Origin of the sequence: Aromatoleum toluolicum (assembly GCF_012911005.2) — a bacterium.
Taxonomy (GTDB): Bacteria; Pseudomonadota; Gammaproteobacteria; order Burkholderiales; family Rhodocyclaceae; genus Aromatoleum; species Aromatoleum toluolicum.
Genome location: NZ_WTVS01000089.1, coordinates 1 through 17,715, shown reverse-complemented (window position 1 = coordinate 17,715; position 17,715 = coordinate 1). Strand labels below are relative to the sequence as shown.

At 66.1% G+C, this 17,715-nt stretch carries 16 protein-coding genes; 7 read left to right on the top strand and 9 right to left on the bottom strand.

Annotated features, from left to right (window positions below; genetic code table 11):
• Positions 1–111: 111 nt before the first annotated feature.
• A complete protein-coding gene (msbA, locus tag GPA27_RS25060) occupies positions 112–1,986 on the bottom strand; it encodes a lipid A export permease/ATP-binding protein MsbA (protein ID WP_169143155.1) in 1,875 nt (624 codons plus the stop codon).
• A gap of 41 nt (positions 1,987–2,027) precedes the next feature.
• On the opposite strand from msbA, the gene GPA27_RS25055 reads away from it, so the two are divergent.
• Complete coding sequence (locus tag GPA27_RS25055) at positions 2,028–2,690, top strand: BUD32 family EKC/KEOPS complex subunit (RefSeq protein ID WP_211165228.1); 663 nt, start codon at positions 2,028–2,030, stop codon at positions 2,688–2,690.
• Here GPA27_RS25055 and GPA27_RS25050 read toward each other — a convergent pair.
• From GPA27_RS25050 to GPA27_RS25040, 3 genes are read right to left on the bottom strand one after another with little or no spacing between them, the layout of a single operon-like run.
• The gene (locus GPA27_RS25050; RefSeq protein ID WP_246261462.1) at positions 2,674–3,843 is read right to left on the bottom strand and encodes a hypothetical protein; all 1,170 of its coding nucleotides are present in this window, start codon (positions 3,841–3,843) and stop codon (positions 2,674–2,676) included. The two genes, GPA27_RS25055 and GPA27_RS25050, sit on opposite strands and share 17 nt — an antisense overlap.
• A gap of 7 nt (positions 3,844–3,850) precedes the next feature.
• Positions 3,851–4,657, bottom strand: a complete 807-nt coding sequence (locus GPA27_RS25045) for a polysaccharide pyruvyl transferase family protein (protein ID WP_169143154.1) — start codon at positions 4,655–4,657, stop codon at positions 3,851–3,853.
• Positions 4,658–4,669: 12 nt separating this feature from the next.
• Entirely contained in the window at positions 4,670–5,179 is a 510-nt protein-coding gene (locus GPA27_RS25040; protein ID WP_256223114.1) for a sulfotransferase family 2 domain-containing protein, read from the bottom strand.
• Between the two features lie 42 nt (positions 5,180–5,221).
• Here GPA27_RS25040 and GPA27_RS25035 point away from each other — a divergent pair, with 42 nt between their 5' ends.
• A complete protein-coding gene (locus GPA27_RS25035; RefSeq protein ID WP_256223113.1) occupies positions 5,222–5,425 on the top strand; it encodes a hypothetical protein in 204 nt (67 codons plus the stop codon).
• 40 nt (positions 5,426–5,465) lie between these two features.
• Here GPA27_RS25035 and GPA27_RS25030 read toward each other — a convergent pair whose 3' ends face one another.
• From GPA27_RS25030 to GPA27_RS25015, 4 genes are read right to left on the bottom strand one after another with little or no spacing between them, the layout of a single operon-like run.
• Positions 5,466–6,422, bottom strand: coding sequence for a glycosyltransferase family protein (locus GPA27_RS25030; protein ID WP_169143152.1), 957 nt, complete (start codon positions 6,420–6,422; stop codon positions 5,466–5,468).
• Complete coding sequence (locus GPA27_RS25025) at positions 6,419–7,312, bottom strand: DUF6625 family protein (protein WP_169143151.1); 894 nt, start codon at positions 7,310–7,312, stop codon at positions 6,419–6,421. Before GPA27_RS25025 ends, GPA27_RS25030 begins: the two co-directional genes overlap by 4 nt.
• Positions 7,313–7,319: 7 nt before the next feature.
• Entirely contained in the window at positions 7,320–8,453 is a 1,134-nt protein-coding gene (locus tag GPA27_RS25020; RefSeq protein WP_169143150.1) for a glycosyltransferase, read from the bottom strand.
• A complete protein-coding gene (locus GPA27_RS25015; RefSeq protein WP_169143149.1) occupies positions 8,446–10,191 on the bottom strand; it encodes a carbamoyltransferase family protein in 1,746 nt (581 codons plus the stop codon). Before GPA27_RS25015 ends, GPA27_RS25020 begins: the two co-directional genes overlap by 8 nt.
• Positions 10,192–10,454: 263 nt before the next feature.
• Between GPA27_RS25015 and GPA27_RS25010 the strand changes: the two genes are divergently transcribed.
• Positions 10,455–11,978 carry an alanine/glycine:cation symporter family protein gene (locus tag GPA27_RS25010; RefSeq protein ID WP_169143148.1) on the top strand — a complete coding sequence of 508 codons (1,524 nt, stop codon included), beginning with the start codon at positions 10,455–10,457 and terminating at the stop codon, positions 11,976–11,978.
• Positions 11,979–12,017: 39 nt separating this feature from the next.
• Here GPA27_RS25010 and polA read toward each other — a convergent pair whose 3' ends face one another.
• Complete coding sequence (gene polA / locus GPA27_RS25005; protein WP_169143147.1) at positions 12,018–14,735, bottom strand: DNA polymerase I; 2,718 nt, start codon at positions 14,733–14,735, stop codon at positions 12,018–12,020.
• An 88-nt stretch (positions 14,736–14,823) separates the two neighbouring features.
• Here polA and GPA27_RS25000 point away from each other — a divergent pair, with 88 nt between their 5' ends.
• The 4 genes from GPA27_RS25000 to GPA27_RS24985 form a co-directional block, all read left to right on the top strand.
• A complete protein-coding gene (locus GPA27_RS25000) occupies positions 14,824–15,549 on the top strand; it encodes an LOG family protein (protein ID WP_076603509.1) in 726 nt (241 codons plus the stop codon).
• Positions 15,550–15,605: 56 nt separating this feature from the next.
• Positions 15,606–15,926: a DUF2782 domain-containing protein gene (locus GPA27_RS24995; protein ID WP_169143146.1), complete on the top strand. Its 321-nt coding sequence runs from the start codon at positions 15,606–15,608 to the stop codon at positions 15,924–15,926.
• Positions 15,927–15,971: 45 nt separating this feature from the next.
• Positions 15,972–16,913: a homoserine kinase gene (locus GPA27_RS24990; protein ID WP_169143145.1), complete on the top strand. Its 942-nt coding sequence runs from the start codon at positions 15,972–15,974 to the stop codon at positions 16,911–16,913.
• A 3-nt stretch (positions 16,914–16,916) separates the two neighbouring features.
• Positions 16,917–17,715: BPSS1780 family membrane protein (locus tag GPA27_RS24985; protein WP_169143144.1), on the top strand; the 799-nt coding region annotated here is incomplete at its 3' end.

Sequence of the window (17,715 nt, the reverse complement as noted above, 5' to 3'; positions counted from 1 at the left end):
CACCCCAGCCCGGGAGTCTCCGCTTCGCTCCGCCGCTACGGCTGCGCGAAGCGGTGCTCCGCGAAACCCCGCCTCCGCCCCCTTGACTGGGAGGGAGCTCCGCCGTGCCAACTAGCGGGTAAGACCAGCCCCTTCCCCCTGCTCCGCGAACTGCATCGCATGCAGCCGCGCATACGCGCCGTCGCGCGCGAGCAGTTCCTGATGCGTGCCGCGCTCGACGATGCGGCCCTGCTCCATCACCATGATCACGTCGGCCTTCTCGATCGTCGATAGCCGGTGCGCGATCACGATCGTCGTGCGCCCGCTCATCACGCGGTCGAGCGCGGCCTGGATATGGCGCTCCGACTCGGTGTCGAGCGCCGAGGTCGCCTCGTCGAGGATCAGCACCGGCGCGTCCTTCAGCAGCGCGCGCGCGATCGCCAGGCGCTGGCGCTGGCCGCCCGACAGCATCACGCCGTTCTCTCCGATCTCGGTGTCGTAGCCCTGCGGCAGGCGCTCGATGAACTCCGCCGCGAAGGCCGCCTGCGCGGCAGCCTCGACCGTGGCGCGCGGCGCGCCGGCGAGATCCCCGTAGGCGATGTTGTTCGCCACGGTGTCGTTGAACAGGGTCACCTGCTGCGTCACCAGCGCGATGTGGCGGCGCAGGTTCTTCAGCGTGTAGTCCTCGACATCCACGCCATCGAGCAGGATCTGCCCGCTCTCGTGGTGATAGAAGCGCGGGATCAGGTTCGCGAGGGTGGACTTGCCGCTGCCCGAGCGCCCGACCAGCGCCACCATCTGCCCCGGCTCGACGGAGAAGTCGATGCCGTCGAGCACGACACGATCGGAGCCGGGATAGCGGAAGCTCAGCTGACGCACGTCCAGCCGCCCGGCAACACGCTCGCGCGCGACCGTGCCACGATCCTCCTCGGGCGGCGTGTCGAGCTGCTCGAAAATACTCTCCGCTCCCGCGACCCCTTTCTGGATCGTGGAACTGACCTCCGAAAGCTGGCGGATCGGCTTCGGCAGCAGGCCGGCCGCGGTGATGTAGGCGACCAGATCCCCCACCGACGAATCGCCGCGCAGCCACAACACCAGGAACAGCAGCACCGACATTGCCGTGTAGCTCACCAGCTGCAGCATCGGCGTGTAGGTCGCGCCGGTCTTCACCATCTTGAGCTGCTTGCGCGTGTTGTCCTCGCTCGCCGCGCGGAAGCGCCGCGACTCGTAGGCCTCGCCGCCGAAGCTGCGCACGACGCGGTAGCCGTGGATCGTTTCCGACGCCACGTGCGTCACGTCGCCCATCGCCGCCTGGATCTTCTTGCTCTGCTTGCGGAACTTGCGGCTCGCGCTCGTCACCATCACACCGATCACCGGCAGGATCGCGAGCATCACCAGCGTTAGCTTCCAGTTCATCCACAGCAGGTAGCCGAACAGGAACACGATCGTCAGCCCCTCGCGGATCACCACCTTGATCGCGTCGGTCGCCGCGCCGGTCACCATCGTCACGTTGAACGTGATGCGCGAGATCAGGTGCCCGGAGTTGGTCTCGTCGAAATAGCGGTTTGGCAGGCGCAGCAGGCTGTCGAACAGCGCCAGGCGCAGATCCTGCACGAGGCCCAGCGAGACCTTGGCGAGGAAATAGTTGCCCAGGTACGAGCCCAAGCCCTGCCACACCGCGATCGCGACGATCAGCACCGGCACCGCCTTCATCAGCGGCAGCGACTCGAGCAGCGGCACGCCGGCGAACAGCGCCGCATCGGGATTCGACAGCCCATCGACGAAGTACTTCAGGATGCCCGCGAGCATCGGCTGGGACGACGCGAAGATCAGGAAGCCGACGATGCTGAGCGCGAACGCCGGCACATAGGGCCGCACGTAGCCCAGCAGGCGGACATAGATCTTGAGGCTGGAAGCAGACTGCGTGTCTTTATTGCGCTTCAAGTTGTGGAGCTTCCGGAAAGGGGATTCGTGCACTGCCGCAAAAACCGGCCTGCACTGCAACATGCGGGTTAAAATTGTACCTTTGATTCTCGCGGCAGCGCCCAGTGACCCCACTCAACCGTGAAGCCTTTTCCGCCTTGCGCAAGGGCGCGACGGTCATCGAAGCCGACCCGCGCGGCGAAAAGGTCCTGCGCCTCGCCGACGGCTCCTTCCTCAAGCTCTTCCGCCGCAAGCGCTTCCTGTCCTCGGCGCTGTTCTTTCCGCCCGCCGACTGCTTCCGGCGCAACGCCGACGCCCTCGCCGCCCGCGGCATTCCCTGTCCGCAGGTGCTCGAGACCTACGATCTCGCCAGCGAACGCAAGACCGCCGTGCGCTACTGGCCCCTGCCCGGCGACACCGTCCGCAGCCTGCTGCCCGGCCTGGGCACGGACGAGCGCGCGGCCCTGCTGCTGCGGCTTGCCGGCTTCATCGCCAGGCTCCACGACGAGGGCATCTACTTCCGCTCCCTGCATCTGGGCAACGTCCTGCTCATGCCCGACGGCGCATTCGGCCTGATCGACGTCTCCGACATGAGCGTGCAGCGCGCCCCGATCAGCCGCCACAAGCGCGTGCGCAACTTCCGCCACGTGTTCCGCTACAAGGCCGATACGCGCCTCATCAACGAAGTCGGCGCGCTGCGCTTCCTCACGCACTACAACGCGGCTTCCGGCATCCATCTCGAGCCGGAGCACATGACCCGCATGCCCAACCTCAACCGCGCCGGCTGATCTCGTCCCGCGTGCGGTAGTAGGCTTCCAGCGCCGGTCGGCCGCTTTCGAGCACCGCCATCAGCGTCGGGATCCAGAAGAACACCCACAGCGTGCGCGGAGAAACGATCACTCCCGGCGTCGTCGTCGCCACGCCGGCCCAACCGACGAGAGCGACCAGCATCCAGCGCGAACGGCTCCGCCACGCGGCAACGAAAAACGCGAGGGCCATCGCGAGGAAGAGCGCCAGGCCAATCGCGCCCGCCTCGTACAGTATCGACACGTAGGCGCTATGGGGATGGAAGAACTGTCCGAGGAAGCGATAGTCGTCCTTGCCGCAACCGACGAGCAAGCTGCACTCGGACTCGAGCCGGCGCAGCGCATCCCCCCAGATTTCGATCCGATAGCTCCCCCCGCGTTCGAGCAATGCATCAGCGACTCCCGAGTCCCATAGCGCGACGGCAGCAACCACCGCCAGCAGACTGCCGACGACCACGAGGCGCCGCTGGATAAGTAAGACGACCAGAAAGGCGGCGAACCCCACCAGCGCCGAACGCGCCTGAAAGACGACCGCGCACAGCCCCCCCAGCGCGACGAGCCCCAGCAGCGCGACTAGATAAGCCGGACGCGACCGATCCCGGAGGCGCGGCTCGACATGAAAGAGCCACAGGAACACGAGTGAGCTGCTGATCAGCAGTCCCGCATACACCGGATTCTCACCCTGCCCCCATAGCGTGATGCGTCCCCAGAAATGGTGCACCCACGCGAGTTGCGCCCACTTCAATATCGCGAATGCGAAGAGCGCCATACTGACCAGCGCAAAACCCGTGTACGCGCGCGCCACGCCGGAGCCATGGCGCTCCAGCATCGCACAACAGACGAAAAGGGCTGCGATGTAGAGCGTATCCCTAAGGAATGTCGGATCCGCAATGACCAACCACGCGGCCAGTGCACCGTAGGCCGCCAGGAAAGCGGGGGCGACACGAAACAGGCCGAGCGCCGCGCGCGGCCGGGACAGCCACCATGCCAGCGCGGGAAGTCCGAGGCCGATATAGAAGACGTTGTTCGACGCCTTGGAAGATATCGGCGTGTAGAACGATACACAGAAAACGAAAAGTATTGCGGACGCCAGCCAATAGGCTGCACGGCCGTCGCGCAAGTCCAAATTTAGCAAGAAGCCCTCAAAGCAACGGAAACGCCGCCAACAGATTGTCCTTGATCCCCTCGATACCGGGGCGCTCGCACGCCCCGACCAGTGTCTCGAAAGCGCGCGTGGCGCTCGCGAGGAAGTCTTCCGGAGTGAGGCAGGCCGGTTCGGCGATGCCGAAGGCCGAATAGTAGTCGGCAAACTTGTAGTCGGAGATCATGCCGCGCGAGATCGCGATGCGCCGGTTCGGAACCCCGAAGGCGTCAGCGACGATCAGGCCATGCATGCTTGACGACACGATCAAATGGCATTCCTGGATCGTCTTGAGGACCTCTTCGACCGGCCAGTAAACGTCGATGACCTTCACCCCGGGCAGCGCACCGACATGCTCGACGATCGGGGCCGTCTGATCCACGTAATGCGGGATGAAGCCGAGCGCGAAGCGCTTCGCGGGCTTAGGCCGGCCTTCCCACCAACGATCCGCGAGCAGCCCCGGATCCCCCAGCGCCACCCTCTGAAGGCTCTCGCCCCCTTCTATCTGCTCGCGCGTGAGACGGCCGCGCACGGCATGGTAGTGATGGCGCGCCGAAAACACCCGCTCCGGCGCATCCGTGCCGCTCCCCCATACGTGCAGGCGGCGCGGCACGAGGAAGCGTTTCGCCTTCTGCTCTCGGTTCATGATGGAGCCGATCGCCATCATGTCGGCCTTGTGGATGGGCGCATATTCGACCGCCTTGCGCGCAGCCATCTCGACGATCAGCGGCGAAAGGTAATCGCCAAAATTCCGCTGCCCGGCATCATCCCGCCCCTTGCCCCGACACCAGTAAAGCTTGATGGCCATATTCCGCTTGCCTCAGTAACCCAACAACTCGTAGTCGCGTTCATAAACGCGACGGATGCGGTCTATCGTACGCGCCTGAAATGTCGGCTCCGTCGACTGACGTGGCGAGACATTTGTCTGATCCAACTTGCCGTCCACTCCAAGCTTTGTGCATACCTGCAAAAAATCCGCGGCCATCGTCTCCTGCCGGCCGATGAAGTCGATGCGCAACTGGCCCAGCGAATCGCACAGGAACTGCCACTGCGGGGCGAAGTGCATCTGCATTCGGGCGGTTTCCTCGCACAACCACTGCTGCACGAATTCGTCGAAGGTGTCGTAGCGCATCACCATGCGGCGCGCCGCCTGATCGCGCTGGATATCCTGATTGGAGCGCAGATACTGGTAAGCCGAGTACGCGCGGTCGAGCGGATTCCTGACGAAGCAGAACTTGAACGCCCGTTCGAAGAATTCCGGAAAATTTCTTTCATAGAACCACAAGGGCATATGCCCGTGCGTCCTCGCCGGAAACAGGGCCCGCTTCACGCTGCTCCCGGCACACTTCGGCACATGGATGAAAATGCACGAATGGCGCTCGAAATCGACCGGCAGGCGAGCACTGTCCGACAGGATCTTGTCGATCGCGGACCGATCGACGACCGACAGGCGGTTGAGGATGGATTCACGCGCCTGCTTCGGAACAAGTTTCCAGATATACCTTCTCATCAATCCTCACCAAGTTGTCTCGGCCAGTCGGCGCGCAGAAACTCGCATCTGACAGCTCGCATCTGACAGCTCGCATCCCGCAGCCGTATAAGCGCATCGCGACGCCTTAGACGCCAAATTGCAGACGGAAGCGCTCGATCACGCCCAGCGGCGGCCTGGGGCGCAACGGCGGCTCGAGTGCCAGCGCAATCTTCTCGCCGAGACGGTCGAAACGGTATTCGCGCTCGGCCAGCGCCTGTCCGGCTGCGGCAATCCGCGCGGCGAGGCCCGCGTCCTCGCGCAGCACGGCGAGCTTCGCGCTCAGTTCCGCCGCATCGCGATACAGCACGACGTTTTCCATGTCGCGGAAGCCCAGCGCGGCGTTTTCCCCGGCGCCCTGATCGTTCGCGCACAGCACGCAACCGCAGGCCATCGCCTCGAAGTTCTTGATCATGTACTCGCCGATCCCGGCATCGGCGCCGACGAAGAAGCGGATGCGGTTCAGCGTGCGCAGATACTCGTCGCCGGAAGCCGTCCGGGTGATCAGAAGCTGCTCGCGCGCGGCGATCTCGTCGAGCATCCGGCGGCGCCCCGTATACACCGAACTCTTGGTGCTGCCGACGAACGCGAGTTCGATGTCGCGCTCCAGTCCCAGGTTGCGCAGCATCGTCTGGTCGTAGCCCTTGGGCACGAACACCGCGTCGAAGCCTTCCTCGCGCAAGCGCTGCGACACCGTGAAGCCGGACGAAATCACGCGCGCCCATGGCAGCTGCGCATAGTGGCAGCTGAACTTCCCCTGATACTTGCCGGGGAAATAGTTCTGGCAGGCGTCGTGCTCGAGGATCACGAGGTTCGGCACGGTGCGGATGAACGGCACCTGCCGGATCTCCTGCTTGAAGCGCAGGAAAAACACGATGCGCTCGTAGTCGTCGACGCGGACGTTGCGCCGGAAATAGCGCCGCAGGTTCGCCTGGTCTTCGCGGCCGAGCCAGCGCAGGTCGCAGTCCGTGTGCGCCGCGATGCCGTCGTAGAGGCGGTCGAGGATGACGCGCTGCTCCTGCTGGACCAACAGCAGGATCTTCATGCCGCGGCCTCGCCGAGCGGATGGAATCCCCGTGCATCGACGGCCCACCGGCCGGAGGCGGCCAGGACTGCGAGCGCGGCGGCATCCTGAACCGACAAGTCTTTCCAGGCATGCTTCTTCCACACGACGAAATGCAGGTAGGCGAAGACGCGGGTGCCGTCGCGATCGTTGGTCAGCCGGCCGCGGTCCCAGAACCAGCGCTGCGGAAAATCGAAACCGCCATCGATCCAAGCGACCTTCGCGTCGGGCGTGCTGAAAGCCTCGATGAATTCCGCGCGCCGATACCAGGGGTTGAGCAGGCGCGGCAGATGCGCGAGCCGGTCGGGAAGATTCTTGTAGCGGATGAAGATCCGGCTGAACGCCCCTTCGTCGAGTGCATGGTGCTGCTGGTCGGTCATGCGTGGCTGCCAGTTCCGCATCAGCCGGAAGGCCTCGCGCATTTCCCGCGTATTCCTCACCAGGCAGCAATGCCCCGAGATGCGCCGCGCGTGGGTCGCGAAAAGATCCTTACGCGCCAGCCGCTCGGCCGTGAAATACGCACGCAGGTCGCCCCACACGAGATCCAGGTCGCCGAAAGCCCAGAAATCGTAGCCCCGCAGCTCGTCCTCGTGGATGTAGCCGAAGGCCGGCTTCACGTCACACAGCTTGTAGGGATTCTTCGGCGCGAAGGGGATCTCGAGCGCGCGGGCGACGCGGGCGCAGTAGTCCTGGTAGGAGGTGGCCACGACGCGCACATTGGGCGGGCAGTCGGGAATCGGCCCGCAGTCGGAGAAGAGCAGCCAATCCACGGTCGGATTGGCGCGGCAGCTCGCGACAAAAAAGGGCATCCAGAACGGCCAGCGGCCGAAATAGGGAATCACGAAGCAGATCGACGGCTGTTGCGCGCTCATCGCATCCTCATCTCATCCACTGCGGCTCGCCGAGCACCGCCCTGACCATCGGCAGCGCGAAGAAGCGGCGACGCGCGGACTCGTCCGAGAAATACGCGTACAGGCGCTCGATGCCGCGTTCGACGATCGCCTCGCGCTCCGCCGCGGGCATGCGCGCACCGGCCACTAGGCCGCGGGCGAGCGCTTCCGCGTCGCCCAGCGGGAAGAGCGTGCCGGCGTCGCCGACGACTTCCGGCGCACCACCGCAGTCGGTCGCGATCACCGGCACGCGCGCGGCCATCGCCTCGAGCAGCACCATGCCGAAGGGCTCGTGGTCGGAACTCAGCGCGAACACGTCGAAGGCCGAGAAGGCGCGCCGTGCGTTCGGCACCTGTCCGAGGAAGCGCACCCGCTCGGCAATGCCCAGTTCGCCGGCGAGTTTCCGCAGCGATGCTTCCAGCCGACCCGTGCCGAGGATCGCCAGCAGCGCGTCGCCGGGGAGCTCCGGCAGCGCGCGGGCGAAGCCGCGCAGCAGCGTGGCCTGGTCCTTGTCCGGGTGCAGCCGGCCGACGTTGCCGACGACGAAGGCATCGCGCGGCAGATCGAGCAGCTCGCGCGCGGCCTCGCGCGGGAGCACTTCGGCGCGCACCGCATCGACGTCGATGCGGTTGTGAAGCGTCTCGATGCGATCGGCCGGCCACGACGGCACGCCGCTGCGGATGTCGTCGCGGATCGCGTCGGACACCCCCAGCAGGCCGAGGCGCTTGCCGAACCAGCGCGCAAAAAGCTTGTGCGTCAGGCGCTCGTAGTCCCCGAACGCATGATGCACGCCGATCACCGGGAGCTTCGTCCCCCAGCACGAGATGTGGATGGGCTTGAAACGGTGCGCGAGGATCAGCGCGAAATCGCGCCCGGCGATGATCTCGCGCACGCGGCGCATCGCGTCGAGCTTGAGCCCACGCACGTCGGCGCCGTCGTAGTCGAGGTAGATCACCTCGTCGGACGCCGACAGGGCCGTGACCTCGTCGCTCGGCGGATCGGTCAGGTAGACGGTCGTGACCTTGTACGGCGAATCCTTGAACAGCACCGCATACTGGCGCGCGACATCAGCGAACGGGCCGTAGTGGCAGTGGCAGAACTGCAGGATGCGGCGTTCAGCCAAGGGCCGCGCCCTCCTTCACGACCAGCACGTCCTCCATGATCAGGTACTGCAGGTCCGAGCCGAAGAACATGTTCAGCGCGTCGGTCGGCGAACAGATCATCGGTTCGCCGCGGCGGTTGAGCGAGGTGTTGAGCACGACGCCGTTGCCGGTGAGCCTCTCCAGCTCCTTCATCAGGTCGTAGTAACGCGGGTTGAACTCGCGCTTCAGAACCTGGGCGCGCGAGGTGCCATCCTCGTGCACGACCTCCGGCACGCGGCTCTTCCACTCCTCCGCGACTTCGAAGGTGAAAGTCATGAAGGGTGCGGGATGGTCGGTCTGCAGCATCTGCGGGCCGACGGTGTCGAGCATGCTGGGGCAGAACGGCCGCCAGCGTTCGCGGAACTTGATCTGCTCGTTGATGCGGTCGGCGACGCCCGCAGCGCTGGGGCAGCCGAGGATGGAGCGCCCGCCGAGCGCGCGCGGCCCGAACTCCATGCGCCCCTGGAACCACGCCACCGGATTGCCGTCCGCGAGGACTTGCGCGATGCGCGCGGGAACGTCGGAAATCTGCTGCCACGTCGGCTTCGCCGGGTGCTTCGCGCACGCGGCGATCACGTCCTCGTTGGCGTAGCGCGGACCGAGGTAGACGTGCTCCATCTTCTCGACCGGCACGCCGCGCGCGACCGACACGTAGGAGGCCGCACCCACTGCTGTTCCGGAGTCGCCCGAAGCCGGCTGCACGAAGAGTTCGCGCAGGTCGGGCCGCGCGATGATCTTCTGGTTGAGCTTGACGTTCAACGCACCACCGCCGGCGAAGGCCAACCGCCCGGTGTCGCGCAGGATGTCGCCAAGGTAGTGGTCGATCATCTGCAGCGCGAGGTCCTCGAACAGCTTCTGCATGCTAGCGGCATAGTGGATGTAGGGCTCATCAGCGATGTCACCCGCGCGCTTGGGACCCAGCCAGTCGATCAGCTTGGGCGAGAAGTAATAGCCCTTGCCGTTTTCCTTGTAGCGGCGGAAGCCGATCACGTTGGCGTAATCGGTGTCGATCACCAGCTCGCCGTTCTCGAACTTCGCCAAGCGCGAGAAATCGTACTTGTCCGGATCGCCATAGGGCGCCATGCCCATGACCTTGTACTCGCCGTCGAGCATCTCGAAGCCGAGGTACTCAGTGATCGCGCCGTACAGGCCCCCGAGCGAATCGGGGTCGTAGAACTCCTTGATCTTGTGGATCCTGCCGTTCTCGCCGTAACCGAAGAAGGTCGTCGCGTACTCGCCCTTGCCGTCGATGCCGAGGATCGCGGTCTTCTCCTCGAAGCCCGAGCAGTGGTAGGCGCTCGACGCGTGCGCGAGGTGGTGCTCGACCGGCACGATTTCGGTCTTCTTCAGGTCGAAGCCGAGCTGTGCGAGGCACCACTCGATGCGTTTCTTGTAGCGGTAGTAGCGACGATTGCCCGTCAGGATCGCGTCGAGACCGCGGTCCGGGGCGTACCAGTAGCGCTTCGCGTAATGCCAGCGCGCCGGCTCGGTGATGCTGATCGGCGCGAACGGGATCGCGACGGCGTCGACGTCCTGCGGCTTGATGCCGGCGAACTCGAGGCAGAACTTCGCCGCCTCGTAGGGCATGCGGTTCTTGGCGTGCTTGTCGCGCACGAAGCGCTCTTCTTCCGCCGCGGCGACGAGCTTTCCGTCTATGTACAGGGCGGCGGAGGGGTCGTGCGTCAGGGCGCCGGACAGGCCGAGGATGGTCAGAGCCAAGGATGAAGCCTCAAAAGTCATAGCGCCGAGACTCGGAAACTCTTCGGCGCAGGCATGGCGAAAAATCTTTGAAGTATACCCTCCCCGAGCCAACCACCGACAGGAGTGCAGCCCGGATCTGTAACACATCGCGTATCATCGCGCCGCGCGATTTCCACCCGGCGTGGCTTACCCGAGCCGATGCTGCCCGCCCCGCGATCCCCGGGGCACGACGTAGCGCCGCCATGAATCAGAGAAATCGCATCCCACAAGGAGACGAATCAATGGATGCACTCATTTCAGCCATCAACGGCTACGTCTGGAGCCCCGCACTGGTCTATCTGTGCCTGGGCGTTGGCCTGTACTTCTCGATCCGCACGCGCTTCATGCAGGTGCGCGGATTCAACGAGATGATCCGCCTGATGTTCCAGGGCAAGAGCTCGGACGCCGGCGTGTCTTCGTTCCAGGCCCTGGCGATGGCCCTTTCCGGGCGCGTCGGCACCGGTAACATCGCAGGGGTCGCCACCGCGATCACCTTCGGCGGGCCCGGCGCGGTGTTCTGGATGTGGATGACCGCCTTCCTCGGCGCGTCGACCGCCTATATCGAATCGACGCTGGCGCAGATCTACAAGGAAAAGGACGACAAGGGCCAGTACCGCGGCGGTCCCGCCTACTACATCGAGAAGGCGATGGGCCAAAGGTGGTACGCGTGGATCTTCGCCGTCGCGACGACGATCGCGATGGGCCTGCTGCTGCCCGGCGTACAGGCCAACAGCATCGCCTCGGGCGTACAGAATGCGTGGGGGATCGATCCCGCGGTCAGCGCGGCGCTCATGGTGATCACGCTGGGCTTCATCATCTTTGGCGGCGTCAAGCGCATCGCGCACTTCGCCGAGTTCGTCGTGCCCTTCATGGCACTCGCCTACATCCTGATGGCACTGGTGATCGTGTTCCTGAACATCCAGGAGCTGCCCGGCATGATCGCGCTGATCTTCAGGAGCGCCTTCGGTTTCGAGGCCGGCTTCGGGGCGGTGCTGGGCCTCGCGGTGCAGTGGGGCGTCAAGCGCGGCGTGTATTCGAACGAGGCTGGCCAGGGTTCGGGGCCGCACCCGGCGGCGGCGGCGGAAGTGTCGCATCCGGCCAAGCAGGGCTATGTGCAGGCCTTCTCGGTGTATGTCGACACGCTCCTGGTGTGCTCGGCGACGGCGTTCATGCTGCTCGCCACCGGCAAGTACAACGTCAAGCACCCGGATGGTTCGATGATCCTCAATCACCTGCCGGGCGTCGAAACCGGCGCTGCGTATACGCAGGCCGCCGTCGAGTCGGTGATGCCGGGCTTCGGCGCGAGCTTCGTCGCACTGGCGCTGATGTTCTTCGCCTTCACGACCATCGTCGCCTACTACTACATGGCCGAGACCAATCTCGCCTACATCAACCGCAAGGTGCATCGCCCGTGGCTGGTGTTCGCGCTGCGCATCGTGATGATGGCCGCGGTGACCTACGGCTCGGTGCGCAGCGCCAGCGCTGCGTGGGACCTCGGCGACATCGGCGTCGGCATCATGGCGTGGCTCAACATCATCGCAATCCTGATCCTGCAGAAGCCGGCACTGGTCGCGCTGCGCGACTACGAAGCGCAGAAGAAGGCGGGCAAGGATCCGGTGTTCGAGCCCGAGAAGCTGGGAATCCGCAACGCGGACCTGTGGACCGCGCGCGCGGGCGGTTCGCCCGCTCAAACCACCCCGCACGACTCCCGGCCGCACGGCGCCGCCGAGACTGCGCTGGCCCGCGCGACGACCGATCGAGCGTAAGGCCGGCCGACCCGTCCGGCGCAAGCTCGCGCCGGACGCTCAGTGGGCCTCGTCCCAGTTGTCGCCGACGCCGACCTCGACCAGCAGCGGCACGGCCAGGTCGGCGACGCCGCACATCTGCGCCGGCAGTTCCGCGCGCACGCGCTCGAGCTCGTCGCGCGGCACCTCCAGCACCAGTTCGTCATGCACCTGCAGGATCAGGCGCGTCTTCAGGCCTGAGGACGCGAGCCAGCCGTGCACGGCGATCATCGCCTTCTTGATCAGGTCCGCCGCCGTCCCCTGCATCGGGGCGTTGATCGCCGCACGCTCGGCGGCCTGACGACGACCGACCTGCTGGGCACGGATCTCGGGCAGATGGAGACGCCGACCGAACACCGTCTCGACGTAGCCGCGCTCCTTGGCCTCGGCCTTGACCCGATCCATGTAGGTGGCCACCCCGGGATAGCGCGCGAAGTAGCGGTCGATCCAGCCCTGCGCCGCGGCGCGGTCAATGCCGAGGTTCTTCGCCAGGCCGTGCGCGCTCATGCCGTAGATGAGGCCGAAGTTGATCACCTTGGCGTAGCGGCGCTGCTCGCTCGTGACCTCCGCCGGCGTCACGCCGAACACCTCCGCCGCGGTCGCGCGGTGCACGTCCTCGCCCTGCGCGAAGGCCTCGAGCAGGCGCGCGTCGCCCGACAGGTGGGCCATGATGCGCAGCTCGATCTGCGAATAGTCGGCGGACACGATCACATGATCGCGCGGCGCGATGAAGGCCGCGCGGATGCGCCGTCCCTCGGCGGTGCGGATCGGGATGTTCTGCAGATTGGGGTCCGAACTCGCGAGCCGGCCCGTGACCGCGACCGCCTGCGAGAAGCTCGTATGCACGCGCCCGGTCTTCGCGTTGACCATGCGCGGCAGCTTGTCCGCGTAGGTGCTCTTGAGCTTGGCGAAGCCGCGGTGCTCGAGCAGCAGCTTGGGCAGCGGATAGTCGTCGGCGAGCTGCTGCAGCACCTCCTCGTCGGTCGAGGGCTGGCCGGTGGCGGTCTTCTTCACCACCGGCAGGCCCAGCTTGCCGAACAGGATCTCGCCCAGCTGCTTCGGGGACCCGAGATTGAAGGGCTGGCCGGCCAGGTTGTGCGCTTCGCGCTCCAGCTCCATCAGGCGGCGCCCCAGTTCCTCGCCCTGTTGCGCGAGGAGAAACGGATCGATCAGCACGCCGGTGCGCTCCATCTCCAGCAGCACCTGCATCGCCGGCAGTTCGATGTCGCGGTACAAGGCCGCGAGCGCCGGCACGGCCTCCAGTTGCGGCCAAAGTGCCTGATGCAGGCGCAGCGTGATGTCGGCGTCCTCGGCGGCGTATTCGGTCGCACGCTCGAGCGCGACCTCGTCGAAGCCGATCTGCTTCGCCCCCTTGCCGCACACGTCGGTATAGGGAATCGTCGTCAGGCCGAGGTGGCGCTTCGCCAGCGAATCCATGTCGTGCGACTTGTCGCTCTCGAGCACGTAGGACTGCAGCAGCGTGTCGTGCGCGATGCCGGCCAGCCGGATGCCGTGGTTCGCCAGCACGTGCGCGTCGTACTTGAGATTCTGGCCGACCTTGGCATGCCGGGCAGATTCGAACCACGGCCGCAGGCGTGCGAGCACCTCGTCGAGCGGCAGCTGCGCCGGGACATCCGGCCCGCGGTGCGCGAGTGGCAGATAGGCCGCCTCGCCCGCGACGACCGCGAAGGACATGCCGACGAGGCGGGCCGCCATCGGATCCAGGCTGGTGGTTTCCGTGTCGAAGGCGACGAGCGCGGCAGCCTCCAGCTGCGCGAGCCAGGCGTCGAACGCCGCCCAGTCGAGGATCGCCGTGTAGCCGCCGCGATGCGCCCCCGGCGCGACGGGCGGGTCGTCGGCTTCGGCGCCCGCGGGAGTCGTCGCCATGCCGCCCTGCCCGTCCAGATCCTTCAGCCAGCCGCGGAATTCGAAGCGCTCGTACAGTGCGCGCAGCGCGGCTTTGTCGTCCTCGCGCGCCGGCAGATCGTCGAGCGCGACCGGCAGCGCGACGTCGGTAGCCACCGTCACGAGCTTCTTCCCCAGGGGCAGGAAGTCGAGGTGCTTCCTCAGATTCTCGCCGACCTTGCCGCCGACCTTGTCGGCATTGGCGACGAGGTTGTCGAGCGTGCCGTACTCCGTGAGCCACTTCACCGCGGTCTTCGGACCGCACTTCTCGACGCCCGGCACGTTGTCGACGGTGTCGCCGACCAGCGCGAGGTAATCGATGATGCGCTCGGGCGGAACGCCGAATTTCTCCTCCACCCCCGCCTCGTCGAGCACCTCCTCGCTCATCGTGTTCACCCACTTCACGCCGGGGCGCACGAGCTGGGTCAGGTCCTTGTCGCCGGTCGAGATCACCACCTCCCAGCCACGCTCGAGCGCCTGGCGCGTCAGCGTGCCGATCACGTCGTCGGCCTCGACGCCCTCGACCGCCAGGAGCGGCCAGCCTTCGGCCTGCACGGCCTCGTGCAGCGGCTCGATCTGCGCGCGCAGGTCGTCGGGCATGGGCGGGCGGTGCGCCTTGTACTCCGGATACCAGTCGTCGCGGAAGGTCTTGCCCTTGGCGTCGAACACACAGGCGCGGAATTCGGCCTTGTAGTCGCTTTCGAGCCGACGTAGCATCGACAACACACCCCGAATCGCGCCTGTCGGCTCGCCCTTCGAGTTGCGCAGATCCGGCAGCGCGTGAAAAGCGCGATACAGATAGCTGGAACCATCGACGAGCAACAGGACGGGCATCGGACAAACTTCCTTGCGGGATCCGGGCGAAGTCCGGAATCAGATGAAGCCGGCACACGGACCGGCAGAACGACAAGACGAGAACAACATGACCGCGAAAGAGAAAGTCCCTCCCAGCGCGCCGAGCAGCACGACGCAGCGCTTCAACGCCCGCGAGTCGTGGCGGATCTTCGGAATTATGGCAGAGTTCGTCGAGGCGACCGAACGGCTCAACTCGGTCCGCCCCGCGGTGTCGATCTTCGGCAGCGCGCGCATCCCGCCCGACCACATGTACTACATCCTCTCCGAGAAGATCAGCCGGCTGCTGTCCGACGCCGGCTTCGCGGTGATCTCCGGCGGCGGTCCCGGCATCATGGAAGCGGCGAACAAGGGCGCCTACTTCGGCAAAAGCCCGTCGATCGGGCTCAACATCCAGCTGCCGATGGAACAGAGCTCCAACCCCTATCAGGACATCTCGCAGACCTTCCAGCACTTCTTCGCGCGCAAGTTCATGTTCGTGCGCTTCGCCTCGGCCTACGTCGTGATGCCGGGCGGCTTCGGCACGCTGGACGAGCTGATGGAAGCGCTGACGCTGATCCAGACCGGCAAGAGCCGCAAGATCCCGATCATCCTGGTGCACGGTCCGTTCTGGAAAGGCATGATCGACTGGTTCCGCGAGCGCCTGGTCGCCGAACGCATGATCAACCCCGAGGACCTCGATCTGATCCAGGTCATCGACACGCCCGAAGAGGTCGTCGAGGCGATCTTCAAGCACTACGAAAACCGTGGCTTCCTGCCGCTGCCCGAGGAACACGAACTGCTGCTCAACCTGTAATGACGGACGCACAACGCGGGTCCCTGCTAGAATCCGCGCCATCCAAGGAGAGCACCATGCGTCGCAACCTGATCGTGCTGCTGATGGCCCTCGCAACCCCGGTTGCAGCCCAGCAGCCTCCGAAACTCGAACCGATTCCCGAACCGCCGCCGATGCCGGCGAGCGACCCGTCGATGGATCCCGAAGTCCGCATCGTCAAGCGTGGCGAGGACACGGTTCAGGAGTACCGCATCCGCGGCAAGCTCTACATGCTCAAGGTCACGCCACCGCACGGCGTCCCCTACTACCTGATCGACACCGAAGGCAACGGCGTGATGACGCGGCAGGACGTATTGCCGACGCTCGCCGTTCCGATGTGGGTGATCAAGTCCTGGTAATGCAACCCCGGCCCGCGGGCCACTGACTCACCCTCTTCCCCTGCCATGTCCGTTTTCACCGCTGTCGCCCCCGAGACGCTGTCGAGCTGGCTCGGCCGCTATGCCATTGGCCGCCTCGTCGACCTGCAGGGCATCTCGGCAGGCGTGCAGAACAGCAACTTCTTCGTCACGACCACACTCGGCCGCTACGTGCTGACGCTGTTCGAGGCGATCCCGCGCGCCGAACTGCCTTATTTCCTGCACCTCATGGCCCACCTCGCGCGGCACGGCCTGCCGGTACCGGGGCCGATCGCCGACCGCGACAACGAATACCTCGGCACGCTGTCGGAGCGCCCCGCCGCGCTGGTGATGCGCCTGTCGGGCAAATCCGAGATGGCCCCCACGGCGCAGCACTGCGAGCGCGTTGGCGCGATGCTCGCGGGCCTGCATCTGGCCGGGCTGTCCTACGGCCGGCGCCAGGACAATCCGCGCGGCGCGGCGTGGCGCACGGCCGCCGCCGCGCGCGTGCGCCCCTTCCTGGCCGCGGACGAGCAGGCCCTGCTCGATGCGGAACTCGCCTTCCAGGCCGCGGTGGACTACGCCAGCCTGCCGCAGGGCGTGATCCACGCCGACCTCTTCCGCGACAACGTGCTGTGGGACGGCGACTACATCGGCGGCGTGATCGATTTCTACTTCGCCGGCCACGACGCACTGCTCTTCGACGTCGCCGTGACGGTGAACGACTGGTGCACGACCGCAGGCGGCGAACTCGACCCGCAGCGCACGGCCGCCCTGCTCGCCGCCTACCACGCCGAGCGCCCGTTCACGGACGCCGAACGCGCGAACTGGCCGGCGCTGCTGCGCGCCGCGGCGCTGCGTTTCTGGCTGTCGCGCGCCGAGGATTTCCACCTGCCCAAGCCGGGCGAGATGGTGCTCGTGAAGCCGCCCGCCGAATATCGCGACATCCTGCGCCTGCGCATCGCCGCAACCCCACCGCTGCCGCTCTGAACGATGAACGATCCGCACACGACCGATCACGCCGCATCGCACCGCCGGCACCCCCTTCCGCCGCCGGGCCACGTCACCCCAGCGGACACGCTCAGATGGATCGCCGCGGGCTGGAAGACCTTCATCGCCAACCCCGGCACCTGGATCCTGCAGACGCTGGTGCTGATCGCCGTGCTGTTCGCGCTTGCTGCCGCGGTGGGCTTCATTCCGACCTTCGGCCCGCTGCTCGCCCCGCTGGTCCTCCAGCTGGTGTTCCCGATGCTCGTCGCCGGCATGGTCACCGGCGTGCACGCGCAGCACCAGGGCGAGCCGCTGCGTGTCGGCCATCTCTTCGAAGGCGCACGCCGGCATTCGGGCAACCTTCTGATGGTCGGCTTCTTCTATGTGCTCGGCGGACTCGCCGCCGCGCTGGTCGCGGTGCTCGTCGGCAGCAGCGCCGCGGTGACCGGAATGCTCGTCGGCCTGCTCGGCAGCATCGGCCTCGCCAGTGGCGTCGCCCTGCTGTCAGCCGCGCTGTGGCCCGTCCTGCTGATCCTGCTGTTGATGGCGCTGTGGTTCGCCCCGCCGCTGGTCGTGCTGCAGAACGTCTCGCCGCTCGATGCGATGAAACTCTCGCTGCGCGCGTGCATCTCCAATCTCGGCAGCTTCATCGTCCTCGGCTTCGTGATCTACCTGCTGACCTGGTTCGCCATGCTGCCGTTCGCGCTGGGAGTCCTGGTGCTCGTCCCGGTCCTGGCCGGCGCGCTGTACGCAGCCTGGCAGGACACCTTCGCACCGCACGCCCCGCAGCCGACCCCCACGC

What these genes read in the sequence shown, in the direction of transcription:
- GPA27_RS25035 (WP_256223113.1), top strand. Translation starts at nt 5,222, where the DNA reads ATGGCGCTCGAAATCGACCGGCAGGCGAGCACTGTCCGACAGGATCTT.
- msbA (WP_169143155.1), bottom strand. Translation starts at nt 1,986, where the DNA reads ATGTTGCAGTGCAGGCCGGTTTTTGCGGCAGTGCACGAATCCCCTTTC.
- polA (WP_169143147.1), bottom strand. Translation starts at nt 14,735, where the DNA reads ATGCCCGTCCTGTTGCTCGTCGATGGTTCCAGCTATCTGTATCGCGCT.
- GPA27_RS25000 (WP_076603509.1), top strand. Translation starts at nt 14,824, where the DNA reads ATGACCGCGAAAGAGAAAGTCCCTCCCAGCGCGCCGAGCAGCACGACG.
- GPA27_RS25045 (WP_169143154.1), bottom strand. Translation starts at nt 4,657, where the DNA reads ATGGCCATCAAGCTTTACTGGTGTCGGGGCAAGGGGCGGGATGATGCC.
- GPA27_RS24995 (WP_169143146.1), top strand. Translation starts at nt 15,606, where the DNA reads ATGCGTCGCAACCTGATCGTGCTGCTGATGGCCCTCGCAACCCCGGTT.
- GPA27_RS25010 (WP_169143148.1), top strand. Translation starts at nt 10,455, where the DNA reads ATGGATGCACTCATTTCAGCCATCAACGGCTACGTCTGGAGCCCCGCA.
- GPA27_RS25025 (WP_169143151.1), bottom strand. Translation starts at nt 7,312, where the DNA reads ATGAGCGCGCAACAGCCGTCGATCTGCTTCGTGATTCCCTATTTCGGC.
- GPA27_RS25030 (WP_169143152.1), bottom strand. Translation starts at nt 6,422, where the DNA reads ATGAAGATCCTGCTGTTGGTCCAGCAGGAGCAGCGCGTCATCCTCGAC.
- GPA27_RS24990 (WP_169143145.1), top strand. Translation starts at nt 15,972, where the DNA reads ATGTCCGTTTTCACCGCTGTCGCCCCCGAGACGCTGTCGAGCTGGCTC.